The organism is Stenotrophomonas sp. STEN018 (assembly GCF_056760235.1).
The window spans coordinates 147114-159385 of the sequence record NZ_JBRREK010000003.1 but is presented as its reverse complement, the minus strand read 5'-3'; the positions used below and the strand labels follow the sequence as shown (position 1 = coordinate 159385).

At 64.0% G+C, this 12272-nt stretch carries 12 protein-coding genes and 1 pseudogene; 4 read left to right on the top strand and 9 right to left on the bottom strand.

The annotated features are described in order from the left end of the window. Positions 1-127 precede the first annotated feature (127 nt). The 9 genes and pseudogenes from ACVOMB_RS02555 to pdhA all read right to left on the bottom strand — a co-directional run. Positions 128-883 (bottom strand): annotated as a pseudogene (locus ACVOMB_RS02555) (SDR family NAD(P)-dependent oxidoreductase); the annotation flags it as partial. A 78-nt stretch (positions 884-961) separates the two neighbouring features. Next, positions 962-1384: a hypothetical protein gene (locus ACVOMB_RS02550; protein WP_481529726.1), complete on the bottom strand. Its 423-nt coding sequence runs from the start codon at positions 1382-1384 to the stop codon at positions 962-964. A gap of 70 nt (positions 1385-1454) precedes the next feature. Continuing rightward, on the bottom strand, positions 1455-1841 hold the full coding sequence (locus ACVOMB_RS02545) for a VOC family protein (RefSeq protein WP_481529725.1): 387 nt from the start codon (positions 1839-1841) through the stop codon (positions 1455-1457). 56 nt (positions 1842-1897) lie between these two features. Continuing rightward, a complete protein-coding gene (locus ACVOMB_RS02540) occupies positions 1898-2500 on the bottom strand; it encodes a DUF998 domain-containing protein (RefSeq protein WP_481529724.1) in 603 nt (200 codons plus the stop codon). A 26-nt stretch (positions 2501-2526) separates the two neighbouring features. Continuing rightward, positions 2527-2868: a hypothetical protein gene (locus ACVOMB_RS02535; RefSeq protein WP_481529723.1), complete on the bottom strand. Its 342-nt coding sequence runs from the start codon at positions 2866-2868 to the stop codon at positions 2527-2529. A gap of 353 nt (positions 2869-3221) precedes the next feature. After that, entirely contained in the window at positions 3222-4595 is a 1374-nt protein-coding gene (locus ACVOMB_RS02530) for a dihydrolipoamide acetyltransferase family protein (protein WP_481529722.1), read from the bottom strand. Further along, entirely contained in the window at positions 4592-4945 is a 354-nt protein-coding gene (locus ACVOMB_RS02525) for an SH3 domain-containing protein (RefSeq protein WP_313170923.1), read from the bottom strand. Before ACVOMB_RS02525 ends, ACVOMB_RS02530 begins: the two co-directional genes overlap by 4 nt. A gap of 1 nt (position 4946) precedes the next feature. Next, positions 4947-6026, bottom strand: coding sequence for an alpha-ketoacid dehydrogenase subunit beta (locus ACVOMB_RS02520; RefSeq protein ID WP_481529721.1), 1080 nt, complete (start codon positions 6024-6026; stop codon positions 4947-4949). Next, a complete protein-coding gene (gene pdhA / locus ACVOMB_RS02515) occupies positions 6019-7107 on the bottom strand; it encodes a pyruvate dehydrogenase (acetyl-transferring) E1 component subunit alpha (RefSeq protein ID WP_481529720.1) in 1089 nt (362 codons plus the stop codon). The genes ACVOMB_RS02520 and pdhA overlap by 8 nt, the downstream gene beginning before the upstream one ends. A 512-nt stretch (positions 7108-7619) precedes the next feature. On the opposite strand from pdhA, the gene ACVOMB_RS02510 reads away from it, so the two are divergent. From ACVOMB_RS02510 to ACVOMB_RS02495, 4 genes are all read left to right on the top strand, one after another. Continuing rightward, positions 7620-8480, top strand: coding sequence for a tryptophan 2,3-dioxygenase (locus ACVOMB_RS02510; RefSeq protein ID WP_481529719.1), 861 nt, complete (start codon positions 7620-7622; stop codon positions 8478-8480). A gap of 211 nt (positions 8481-8691) precedes the next feature. Continuing rightward, positions 8692-10200, top strand: coding sequence for a peptide MFS transporter (locus ACVOMB_RS02505; protein ID WP_481529718.1), 1509 nt, complete (start codon positions 8692-8694; stop codon positions 10198-10200). An 11-nt stretch (positions 10201-10211) separates the two neighbouring features. Next, on the top strand, positions 10212-10805 hold the full coding sequence (locus ACVOMB_RS02500; RefSeq protein WP_481529717.1) for a thioredoxin family protein: 594 nt from the start codon (positions 10212-10214) through the stop codon (positions 10803-10805). Between the two features lie 332 nt (positions 10806-11137). Beyond that, positions 11138-12271 carry a hypothetical protein gene (locus ACVOMB_RS02495; protein WP_481529716.1) on the top strand — a complete coding sequence of 378 codons (1134 nt, stop codon included), beginning with the start codon at positions 11138-11140 and terminating at the stop codon, positions 12269-12271. Position 12272 lies beyond the last annotated feature (1 nt).

The window sequence follows — 12272 nt, the reverse complement described above, 5'->3', positions numbered from 1 at the left end:
CGGGCCCGCGGGCGCGGGGGGGGCGGGCCCCCCCCCCCCCCCCCCCCCCCCCCGCCCCCCCCCCCCCCCCCCCCCCCCCCCCCCCCCCCCCCCCCCCCCCACAAACAGCAGGCGAGGCTCCGGCCGGCAGCGACTGCCCGCCATCCACCGCCAGTACCTGACCGGTGATCCAACGCGCCGCTGGCGAGCACAGGAACACGGCGGTATTGGCCACGTCTTCGACATTGCCGAAGCCACCGAACGGGATCTTGGCGCGGATCTGCTCGTACAGCTCGGGGGCGCTGCTGCGGCGTTGGTCCCAGAGCCCGCCGGGGAACTCGATCGAGCCCGGGGCCAGTGCATTGACCCGGATGCGCTCGCGTGCGAGCTCGGTCGCCAGGCTGGTGGTGTAGTAGTTCAATGCGGCCTTGGCAGCGGAGTAGGCCGCTGCGCGCGGCGTCGGCACCGAGGCATTGATCGAGCTGATGTTGAGGATGGCAGGCATCGCGCTCAGGCGCAGATATGGCAGGGCAGCGCAGTTGGCGCGCACGGCTGCCATCAGGTCGATATCGAAACCGGCCTGCCAGCTGGCATCGTCATTGCCGTTGCCATAGCCGGAGGCATTGTTGATGAGGATGTCGACGCCGCCCAGCTCGGCTGCAGCGGCATCGATCCAGGCTTGAATCTGCGCTGGATCGGCGAGGTCGCAACTCTGTGTGTGCGCGGCAGCTGCACCATCGCGCAGCAGTAGTTCGGCTGCCTGCTGCAGCGCCGCTGCACCACGTGCACAGATGCTGACTTTCGCGCCGTCGCGGGCAAAGGCCTGGGCGATGGCCAGGCCGATGCCGCGGCTGCCGCCGGCAACCAGCACGCGTGCGTTTTGTAGCGAAACAGAAGGGGGCATTGCTGCGGTTCCGGTGGGCGGAGAGCGCACATTATCCCCGGGTTGCGCGTTGCAGGCGGCGAACGCGCTGTTCCGCGCTCAGGGCAAGCCAGGAACGTTCAAGGACGCGAACAAGGTGTTCTGCGCCTTCTTGGCCATCGAGCGCGGCAGCTTGGCGATGAAGGTATCGCCAGTGAGCGCCATGTCACCACGCAGGATGAAGCCGTTGATCTGGGTGTAGCTCTTGACGCTGTACTTGTTCCCGTCCTGGCTTACTTCCAGATACATCGGCGAGGTCAGGATGTTGTTGCCCTTGCGATAGACGCGGGTGCCGTCGATGTCGCGGACCAGACGATAACCATGTTCGCTTGCCCAGGCATCTACCTTGGCCAGCACATTCTCGTCGGAGCTGAAGGTGGTGAGGTCATGCGGCCTGCCGCTGTTCTTCGCCATCAGCGCGAGGATGTTGACGGCGGCCAAGCCACCCAGTCCGCCCACGATCATTCCGGTGATTAAACCCATGCTGTTCACTCCTTGAAGTTGATCCAATATTCCAAAACAGCTCGCTGAAGGCTGCTGTGAAAATTTTGAGTCACTCCCATGTATTGGGCGCTGGGCCACGTTCTGGGTGCTTCATCTGCACGATGCAGAAGCGATGGCCGGTTGGTGCTTCCATTACCCACCAGCGCTTGATCCTGCCGATGCGGCGTGCTCCCAATGCCTCAAGCCGGTTGGCTTCGGCATCGATATCGTCGGCCTCGATATCCAGATGCACGCGTGATGCGTGATCAACGCGCTGCACTTCCACGTGCAGCTCAGCTGGCGCGCCCAACAGCTCGGCGTATTGCGCGCCATCGTCTTCGGTGTAGCCAGGTTCTGCTTTCAGGCCGAGTGCAGGCGCCCAGAACGCGGCAGCAGCATCGCTGTCGGTGCCTTGGCAATCAATGATGAAGCCGGCCAGACGGCTGCGGTGGCTCATGCGGATGCTCCGGGGGAAGAGGAGCGCAGCGTAAAACGCCTATCCGGTTGCTCGCGTTATCGAGTATGCGTTGGAGCGCTCAGCCGCCAAGCACTGATGCACAAGGCGCCGTAGACGCACCATTCGGCCAGGCGCTGCAGTAGTCCGCGCCAGGGCTGCAATGGATCGAGTCCCATCAATACGAACAGCAGCAGCCATAGCGCTGCCAGCGCGATCCACAGCACACGTGTGGTCGGGCGGATCGCAGGCGCAGTGGCGAGCAGAATCAGCCCGAGTGCGGTACCCGGATAGGTAAATAGGCCCAGCAGGGTGTGCAGTGTCTGCGCCAGACTGCCACTGTCCGGACAGCCAAGATCGCAGGGCGCCAAGGCTGAGCCTATCCACGCCAACGGCTCGAACAACAGCAGCCAATAGCCGACCCGGCTGGCACCGGTCACCGGCGCTGTTGCGGCAAACGCCCACAGCAGTAGTGCGGCCACTATGCCAACAGGAATGAAACCGAGCAGGCTGATCAGCCGTGCGTGCGCGCTGCCGGTCGCGCCGAGTTCGCTGATGTATTGCGACAGCGGCGAATAGCCGGGCTTGAGTGCGGCACCGCCGAGCAGCATCAGCAGGTACATCGCAATGAACAGCAGGATCAAGCAACGCTGGTAACGCATCGGCGGCCCGCCTGTGGTTGCTGTGTTCAGCGCACGCGATTGGACAGGAACAACTCCACCTTGCCGCAGCTCGGGCAGGCATGCAGGTCGAATTCCTCGCGGTTGACGAACAACTCGCCGATATCGCCAAGCAGGAAGGGCATGGCCTGCGCGCCTTCATGGAAGCGCTTGCGGCCGATGAACTCCATGTGCATGCCGGGGCAGCGTGGACAATCGATCAAACGCGGCGGTTGGGTCCAGCTGCGCCTGTCGTCAGGGTGGTAGTCGCGTGGTGGCGGTGCGCCGTCGGCATGGGTGCCGCATTTCCAGCACTGGTCGAAGGAGTCTTCGTTGACTTCCTTGCAGTTGCTGCAGGTCCAGGTGCCCATGGTGGTTTTTGGGTGACTGTGTGGGTGGGGTAATCGTAGCGCTGGAATTGTGGGTTGGCGTTACAGGTGGGTGATGTTTTTTGGGGCTGGTATTGATTGGGCGAGAGATGAAGATCAATAGCTCCCCTCACCCCAACCCCTCTCCCGCAAGCGGGAGAGGGGCTAGTGCACTACGAGCGCGAGCGATCCGAGCCCCTCTCCCGCCTGCGGGAGAGGGGTTGGGGTGAGGGGAAGCTTCTAACAAGCGAACCCCAAGCAGACCCAAAGCAAGGCACAAGCAACCCCAAAGCAAACGCCAAGTCAAAAAAAGGCCCGCATCGCTGCGGGCCTCAAATAACGCTACTAGAAAACTATCAGTGAATCTTGGCCAGATCATCAATCAGCACGCGCAGGAAGCGCGCCGCTTCGCCGCCGGTGCAGGCGCGGTGATCGAAGGTGACCGACAGTGGGATGACCTTATGCGTTTCAATGCCGCCCATCACCGGGGTGACCTGGAAGCGGGCACGGCCGGCGGCAACGATGGCAACGCACGGCGGTACCACCACCGGAGTGGCGTAGCGACCGGCGAACATGCCGAAGTTGGACAGGCTGATGGTGTAACCGCTCAGCTCCGACGGGGCGATCGAGCGGTCTTCCACCTGCTGGCGCAGGCGGTTGATGCCTTCACGCACGCCGCGAGCATCGAGCATGTCGGCATTGCGCAGGGCCGGCACGAACAGGCCATCGTCGGTATCCACCGCAATGCCGATGTCGACCTGGGCATGCAGGGTGCGGGTGAGGTTGTCACCGTCGAACCAGGCATTCATTGCCGGCACGGCCTGACAGGCGCTGACGATGGCGCGGACCAGACGCGAGGTCATGTCGTTGCCCGGTGCCCAGGCATGGATGTCGGCATCGTCGCTGAGCGTGGTCGGCACGACCTTGCTGTGCGCATCAGCCATTACCCGCGCCATGTTGCGGCGAACGCCCTTCAGCGGTTCCGGCTGGCCCTTGGCGACGACACCGGGAGGAGCGGTGCGCATCGGCTTGCCAGCGGCAGACAGCGGGGTGCGGCTTGAGCCCCTCTCCCCCTGGGAGAGGGGTTGGGGTGAGGGTACGGCAGCTGCAGTAACGATCGAACCTCCGGCCCCCGTCCCGGTGGGAGAGGGGAGCAACGCCGACGGGTTTGCCGCCGCCTGCTTCACATCATTCATCGTCACCGCGCCGTCGCCGCCAGTAGCGCGCACGCGGCTCAGGTCGACGCCGAGCTTGCGTGCCATTGCACGCACGGCTGGCACTGCTTTGACGCCGCCAACGGCCACGGCCTGTTCGGTGTGCACGGCATTGGAGCTGACCATCGCGCCGACCACGGTGCCTTCGTCTGCACGTTCGGCGGCAGCGGCAGCGACCGGTGCCGGAGCGGCAACTGGAGCGGGCGCGGCTTCGGCCGGTGCGCCGTGGTGATGGCCGGTGTCCTGGCCTTCGGCGCGCTGCGGCAGGTTGGGGTCGAGCTCGAAACTGGCCAGCACGTGGCCGGTCACCACGATGTCACCGGCGGGGCCGGCCAGCTTCAGTACCTTGCCGGAGTACGGCGAGGGCACTTCGACCACGGCCTTGGCGGTTTCCATTGCCACCAGCGGCTCGTCGAGCTTGATCACGTCGCCTTCCTTGACGAACCATTCAACGATGGTCGCGTCCGGCAGGCCTTCGCCCAGGTCGGGCAGGTTGAAATTCTTGGTCTGGCTCATGTGAGTTTCTCTTCCAGCAATTCAAGTTCGCGTGCCGGTAGCCAGCCCTGCGCGCCATCGGCGCGCTCGGACCACCACCAGCCACCATGTTCGTGATGCAGCCTTACCTGCTCCCCGCGGTCAACGTCCAGCTCGCGTGCGCTGTAGTCACGCAGCGCTTCGGCACGGCCATTGTCCAATACCTGCAGCCAGGCCACCGGCGCCCAGCCGGCGCTGCCTTCGCTGGTTTTCACCCAGGCGAAGGCAGGCCATTCTTCGTCGCGTACACCGAGCTCGACAATCTGCCCGGTACGGAACTGCAGGGGGTTGCGGTATTGGCTGCGGTAGCTGCCAATCAAGCGTGCCAGCATGTCAGCCCGCCGCAACCGCGCGTTTGGCGGCGGTCACAATCCGCTCAACGCTGGGCAGGTACTTCATTTCCAGACGGAACAGCGGGATGTGGGTGTCATAGCCGGCAACGCGCTCGACCGGTGCCAGCAGGTCGTAGATCGACTCTTCGGCCAGGCGTGCGGCGATTTCGGCACCAAAACCAGCGGTCTTCGGCGCTTCCTGCACGATCACGCAACGGCCGGTCTTGGCCACCGATTCAGCGATGGTGGCGAAGTCCAGCGGACGCAGCGTGGCCACGTCGATGACTTCGGCACTGATGCCTTCGCCGGCCAGCTTGTCGGCCGCCTCCAGTGCTTCCTTGACCTGTGCGCCCCAGGTGACCAGGGTCACGTCGGTGCCATCACGCAGCACGAAGCACACGTCCAGCGGCAGTGCTTCGCCGTCATTGACGACCACTTCCTTGTACTGGCGGTAGATGCGCTTGGGCTCCATGTAGATCACCGGATCCGGCTCGCGGATCGCGGCCAGCAGCAGGCCGTAGGCGCGCTGCGGACTGGACGGCAGCACCACGCGCATGCCCGGCACATTGGTGAAGATGGCTTCGTTGGCTTCGCTGTGGTGTTCCGGCGCGCGGATGCCACCGCCCCACGGCACGCGCAGCACCATCGGGCAGTGCAGGCGGCCACGGGTGCGGTTGCGCAGGCGTGCGGCGTGGCAGATCAGGTGATCGACCATCGGGTAGACGAAGCCGTCGAACTGGGCTTCGGCCACCGGCTTCATGCCCTGTGCGGCCAGGCCGACGGTGAGGCCGGCGATGGTGGTTTCATCCAGCGGGGTGTCGAGCACGCGCTGCGAGCCGAACTGTTGTTGCAGGCCGGCGGTGGCGCGGAACACGCCGCCGTTGACGCCCACGTCTTCGCCCAGCACCAGCACCGAGGGGTCGTGTTCCATTTCCCAGGCAAGCGCCTGGGTGACGGCTTCGATGAGGGTGATCGGGGTGGCGGTCATCGGGTTGTCTCCGCTGTTGCTCGCCGCGCTGTGCGCGACGCCGTGATCGTGGCTGGCCGAGGTGACAGGCGCATTGCGCTTGATGTCATCCATGACGCTGCTCCAGGGCGATGGCGGCAGCACGCTGCGCCAGCAGGTCCGGCGGCGGATCGGCATACAGATAGTCGAACATCGCCTCGACCGGCTGCACCGGGCAGTTGAGGTAGGCGTTGACCTCCTCATCCACGCGGGTGCCGCATTCGGCGATCCAGTTCTTTTCTTCTTCTTCGCTCCATACGCCGTGCGCGGTGAGGTACTTGCGCAGGCGGATCAGCGGTTCCTTCAACCAGGCCGATTTCACTTCGGCGTCGTCGCGGTAGCGGCGGGCGTCGTCGGCGGTGGTGTGGTCGGACAGGCGGTAGGTGAGGAATTCCAGCACCGTGCCGCCCTGGCCAGACAGCGCACGCTCGCGTGCCTGTTCCATCGCCGCCATCACGGCGATCAGGTCGTTGCCGTCCACCTGCAGGCAGAACAGGCCGCCAGCCAGGCCCTTCTGGGCCAGGGTTTCGGCGCCGGTCTGGGCCGAACGCGGCACCGAGATGGCCCAGCCGTTGTTCACCACGCACAGGATCAGCGGCAGCTTGTAGGCGCCGGCAGAGTTCACCGCAGCGTAGAAGTCGGTCTTGGAGCTGCCGCCATCACCGCAGACGGTGACAGCAACCTGCGGCATGTTGCGCAGCTTGAACGACAGTGCCGAGCCGGCCGCATGCAGGCACTGGGTCGAGATCGGCACGCAGATCGGGAAATCGCGGACCGCATCGCTTTCGCGGTCGTAATCGCTGCCGCGCTCGTCGCCGCCCCAGTACATCAGGACGTCACGCGGGCGCACGCCGCGCATGAACATGGCGCCGTACTCGCGGTAGCTGGGGGCGAACACGTCGCCGCTCTTCATGGCTGCGCCGATACCGACGTGGGCCGCTTCATGGCCCAGGCAGGAGGCAAAGGTGCCGAGCTTGCCGGTGCGCTGCAGCGCCACGGACTTGGTGTCGAACACCCGCGTGGCCAGCATCTGCTTGAACATCGGCAGCAGCGAGCGTGGGTCACGCAGCGAGGCGGGGAGATCGTCACGTACCAGGTTGCCTTCGGCATCCAGGTACTGCAGGTAATCGATTTGGAACTGGGCGGAAACCGTCATTGCAGCAACACCTTAGACAGATGGTTTCAAATGATAGGAATTACGCATGGTAAGGACTCAGTCCGAAAAAGCCGTCCTGCGCCGCAACAAGACTGACCGGGTACGGGCCAGGTTTGTTCCGCGGAACTAGACTCGGGCGAGCAATTACAACGTATTCAGTCTGTGACAACAGGAACGGCACATTGTCGCGCCGCTGGGGTTTGCGCGTGTTTCGATTCCGTTTGCGCAGGAGCAGGGATTCCGCTCCCTCCCTTGCGCGTTGCGCAGGGGAGGGCTGGGGAGGGGGGCTCTATTCTTGCTAGGCGATTTTGCAGGTTCCTGTTTTGGGCTTTAAAGCCACATCCAAGGCACCCCTCCCCAGCCCTCCCCTTGCCTGCGGCAAAGGGAGGGGGCGTAGTGCCGACCCATGGTCGGCAGAGGCATTCCTAGTACCCCCCCTGCTGACCATGGGTCGGCACTACAGAAGGTCCAACGCTGCGTTACCCTTGCCGCCCCATTAGATGGCCAGGCCGATGACCGTAGAAAAGAACCAGCGTGAGCTCGAAGCCGGTATCCATACCGACCTGCAGGGCCGGCTCACCTACGGCGGCTATCTGCGCCTGGACCAGTTGCTGACGGCCCAGCAGCCGCTGTCCAACCCGCCGCACCACGACGAAATGCTGTTCATCATCCAGCACCAGACCTCGGAGCTGTGGCTCAAGCTGCTCGGCCATGAGCTGCGCGCTGCCCGCGGCCACATGCAGCGCGACGAGGTCTGGCAGTGCCGCAAGGTGCTGGCCCGGGCCAAGCAGGTGCTGCGCCTGCTGACCGAGCAGTGGGCAGTGCTGGAGACCTTGACCCCCTCCGAGTACATGGGCTTCCGCGACGTGCTGGGCCCGTCCTCGGGCTTCCAGTCGCTGCAGTACCGCTATATCGAATTCCTGCTCGGCAACAAGAACGCCGACATGCTCAATGTGTTCGCCCACGACCCGGAAGGGCAGGCGCAGCTGCGTGAGGTGCTGGAGGCGCCCAGCCTGTACGAGGAGTTCCTGGCCTACCTGTCGCGCTTCGGCCATCCGATCCCGGCGGCGTACGAAGGCCATGACTGGACCCAGTCGCATATCAGCGACCCGGCGCTGCGCCAAGTGTTCGAGAACATCTATCAGGATACCGACCGCTACTGGCGTGAGTACTCGCTGTGCGAGGACCTGGTGGACCTGGAAACCCAGTTCCAGCTGTGGCGCTTCCGCCACATGCGCACGGTGATGCGGGTGATCGGTTTCAAGCGCGGTACCGGCGGTTCCAGCGGCGTGGGCTTCCTGCGGCAGGCGCTGGAGCTGACCTTCTTCCCCGAGCTGTTCGAAGTGCGCACCACCATCCGCGGCGACGCCTGAGCCCTTGTCAGGGTTGAAAATTCAACCTATTCAGCGGCTTGCGCTGCAGCATGGGCTGGGCTCGGGGAGCCCGCCCCAGCCATGGCGCGGCTGTTGGTTGCAGCAGTATGTATTTGACGTGAAGCCGACGCTTCTGTGATCCTCGCCCGTCGCGCCGGTTCCGGCCGACTTGTTTGCATTACTTACCCAACGAATCATCAGGGGACACCGCATGAGCGCTGCCGCGCCGAATTCCGCACCAACCCCGGCGCCCGTGCCGGAGTTCAAGACCACCCTCGGCCATCCGCGTCCGCTGTGGATGCTGTTCATGACCGAGTTCTGGGAACGCTTCGCGTTCTACGGCATCCGCTGGGCACTGGTGTTGTACATCGTGTCGCAGTTCTTTGGCGGCGATGCCAAGGGTGAGGAATCGGCCAGCCATACCTACGGTGCCTACCTGGCGCTGGTGTATGCCGCTGCGATCTTCGGCGGTTATGCGGCCGATCGGATCATCGGTTACCAACGTTCGATCCTGATGGGCGCGGTGATCATGGCCGCCGGCTTGTTCATGATCGCCATCCCCAACCATCAGGTGTTCAATCTGGGCCTGGCGACGATCATCGTCGGCAACGGCCTGTTCAAGCCGAACATCTCCACGATGGTGGGCAAGCTGTACAAGTTGGATGACGAGCGCCGTGATTCGGGCTTCACCATCTTCTACATGGGCATCAACATGGGTGCGATGATCTCGCCGATCCTCACCCAGATCCTCGCGCAGAAGGTGTTTGGCACCGACGCGATGCCGGCTTACAAGATGGTGTTCATTGCCTCGGGCATCGGCATGCTGATCAGCCTGATCTGGTTCCAGTTCGAGCGCCACCACCTGAAGGGCATCGGCGCGCCGCTGCCCGACAAGCAGGGCAGTGGCCCGGTCATCAAGACCGCCATCGCCTGCCTGGTCGCCATCCCGGTGATGTACGGTCTGCTCAATGCTGGCGCCAATGTGCTGCAGGTGATCTTGACTGCGATGTTCATCGGCCTGGGCATCATGTTGCTGGTCGAAGGCGCGCGCGAGGGCAAGATTGCGCGTAACCGGGTGGTCGCGATGCTGATCATCTTCACTTTCAACGTGCTGTTCTGGATGTTCTTCGAACAGGCCGGTAGCTCGTTTACCTTCCTGGCCGAGCGTATTGTCGACCGCCAGTTCGGCGATTGGACCTTCCCGACCGCTTGGTTCCAGTCGGTCAACTCGGTGGCCATCATCACTCTGGCGCCGGTCCTGGCCTGGCTGTGGGTGCGTCTGGGCAAGGCCAATCCGTCGATCCCGCGTAAATTCGGCCTGGGCCTGATCTTCAATGGCTTGGCCTTCCTGCTGCTGATGTTCGCGCTGTCCAGCATGCTTGACCCGGGCACCAACAAGATCCCGTTCTGGACCCTGTTCGCGGTGTACTGGATCCAGTCCATCGGTGAGCTGTGCCTGTCGCCGATCGGCCTGTCGATGGTGACCAAGCTGGCTCCGGTGCGTCTGGTTGGCTTTGCGATGGGTGGCTGGTTCCTGTCCACCGGCATCGGCAACAATCTGGCCGGTCTGTTCGCTGGCCACGTCAGTGGCGCCGGTGGCATGACCGTACAGTCGGCCCATTCCGGTTACACGATGGGCTTCTGGATCCTGATCGGCGGCGGGGTGCTGCTGTTCCTGATCGCCCCGTTTGTGCAGAAGCTCATGCACGGTGTGAAGTAAGGAGTAACGCGATGAAACTGCTGTTCGGAATGCTTCCCCTGTTGCTCAGCGTGGCGCTGGTTGGCTGCAATCAACCACCTGCCGCCAAACCTGAGAAGGTGCAACCGCTGGATACCTCCGAACAGAAGGCGCCGGTGGCTGATACCAGCCAACCGGTGGCATCGGGCAATACCCCCACCGCGGCGGATATCGCCGCGGTGGCTGGGCTCAATGCACAGTTCGACCCGGCCCGCGACCCGGCCGCGGATCTGGAAACGGCCAAGGTCGAGGCCCAGCGCGGTGGCAAGCGGATCATCCTGGACGTGGGTGGTGAGTGGTGCTCCTGGTGCCATCTGCTGGACGCCTTCATGGAAGGTGACTCGGAGCTGCGCCGCTTCCGCGATGCCAACTACGTGTGGATGAAGGTCAACTACAGCGAAGAGAACGAGAACGCCGAGTTCCTTGCGCGCTTCCCCGAGATCAAGGGTTACCCGCACCTGTTCGTGCTGGATGCCGAAGGCCAGCTGCTGCACTCGCAGTTCACTGGCGATCTTGAGAAGGGCAAGGGTTACGATCGCGCCAAGTTCGATGCCTTCCTCAAAGCGTGGGCACCGCCGGCGAAGTAAGCCTGCGATGTGGTTGAACGAAAACGGCGCCGAGAGGCGCCGTTTTTTTTGCCCTCCCTTGCGCATAGCGCAGGGGAGGGTTGGGGAGGGGTGCTTTTGATCTTTGCCCTTGCTGTTTGCTGTTTGCTGTTTGCTGTCGGCTGGAAGCCAAAGCCAAAGCCAAAGCCAAAGCCAAAGCCAAAGCCAAAGCCAAAGCCAAAGCCAAAGCCAAAGCACCCCTCCCTAGCCCTCCCCTTGGCCGTTGGCCAAAGGGAGGGGGCAAAGCCACAGCCGTCATCTTCATTTTGTTCGCTCGCGGCCGCTAACGGATCAATCCCTCTGCATCCGGCTCCTTGCCCTCACTCATCATGCAGCCAGCTGCCAGCTCCGATTCCAGTACCGTCGCGACCGCCGAACAGGACCTGTCCGGTACCAGCCTGCCCACGGTGGACGAGCTGCTGGACGAAAGCGCAGCGCCGGAAGAGTCTGCGGTACCGCCGCGCTACCGGCTGCCGCAGGCCGCAGTGCCGCCCAACATCATGTTGCAGTCGGCAGTTACACGACTGGTCGAGCAGAAAGAACAGATTGATCGGCTGACCCGCAATGGCTTGCTGGCCGGCCTGCTGCCGCCGGAGTGGAGTGCATCGCCCGGCAATGAGCTGCGCGCCTTCGTCGCCAGCGTGGTGCCGTTCGCTTCCGACAACGTACGTGGCGAGACTGTCGCCGCACGGGTGCCGTTGAAGTTCCTGCTCGGCCATTCGCAGCGTTGGGGCAAGGCCGATGTGGCCGAACCCAATTCCTTGTCGGCCTTTCTGGCCAGCGATGAGCGCGCCAATAGCGGCATCAGCGATCACGCCGAAGTCATGCTGCTGTCGCCGCTGGGCCTGGGCTGGGCGCAATCCGGCCGCAGCCGCGTCGGCTTTCTGCGCGCGATGGGCGTTGAATCGATGGCAGCGCGGGTGACGGCCTTGCCGTACCCGGCGCCGGAACAGTTGGCGCTCTACCAGGTCAACAATGACGGCCTGACCCAGTTCTGGTGCGTGATGGACAAGCGACGGCTGCGCGCGCTGCCGGTGCCCGCCTTGTCACTGCCGCTGTTGACTGCTTATGGCGTGGCCGCGCCGCAGGCGTGGCCATCCAACTGGCCGATACCGGCCGAAGTTGGCGCGGAACTGGCGTTGGCACGTATGGGTAAAGGCGCTGCCGAAGTCGATCTGGTCAAGCTGGTGGACAAAATCAGACGTGACCAAGCCAACGATGCCTGGACCGGCGCCAGCCTGATGCAGCTGCACACCTGGGTGCCGCGCTGGCGGTTCTTCCTGACCTCGTTCATCGGTCTGCCGGCCGGCCTGTTGCTGCTTGCAGCATTGGCTTTGCCCGGCCGCGTGGAAGCGGCGGCGGTGGCGGCGGCATTGGGTTTTGCAGGTGGTGCGATCGCGGCGCTTGCCGCGCCGTGGATCTATGCGCGGCGCAAGCACCTGAGTTGAT

Excerpts from the sequence above, each read along its gene's own strand:
- ACVOMB_RS02550 (WP_481529726.1), bottom strand. The coding sequence starts at position 1,384 with ATGGGTTTAATCACCGGAATGATCGTGGGCGGACTGGGTGGCTTGGCC.
- ACVOMB_RS02545 (WP_481529725.1), bottom strand. The coding sequence starts at position 1,841 with ATGAGCCACCGCAGCCGTCTGGCCGGCTTCATCATTGATTGCCAAGGC.
- ACVOMB_RS02540 (WP_481529724.1), bottom strand. The coding sequence starts at position 2,500 with ATGCGTTACCAGCGTTGCTTGATCCTGCTGTTCATTGCGATGTACCTG.
- ACVOMB_RS02535 (WP_481529723.1), bottom strand. The coding sequence starts at position 2,868 with ATGGGCACCTGGACCTGCAGCAACTGCAAGGAAGTCAACGAAGACTCC.
- ACVOMB_RS02530 (WP_481529722.1), bottom strand. The coding sequence starts at position 4,595 with ATGAGCCAGACCAAGAATTTCAACCTGCCCGACCTGGGCGAAGGCCTG.
- ACVOMB_RS02525 (WP_313170923.1), bottom strand. The coding sequence starts at position 4,945 with ATGCTGGCACGCTTGATTGGCAGCTACCGCAGCCAATACCGCAACCCC.
- ACVOMB_RS02520 (WP_481529721.1), bottom strand. The coding sequence starts at position 6,026 with ATGGATGACATCAAGCGCAATGCGCCTGTCACCTCGGCCAGCCACGAT.
- pdhA (WP_481529720.1), bottom strand. The coding sequence starts at position 7,107 with ATGACGGTTTCCGCCCAGTTCCAAATCGATTACCTGCAGTACCTGGAT.
- ACVOMB_RS02510 (WP_481529719.1), top strand. The coding sequence starts at position 7,620 with ATGACCGTAGAAAAGAACCAGCGTGAGCTCGAAGCCGGTATCCATACC.
- ACVOMB_RS02505 (WP_481529718.1), top strand. The coding sequence starts at position 8,692 with ATGAGCGCTGCCGCGCCGAATTCCGCACCAACCCCGGCGCCCGTGCCG.
- ACVOMB_RS02500 (WP_481529717.1), top strand. The coding sequence starts at position 10,212 with ATGAAACTGCTGTTCGGAATGCTTCCCCTGTTGCTCAGCGTGGCGCTG.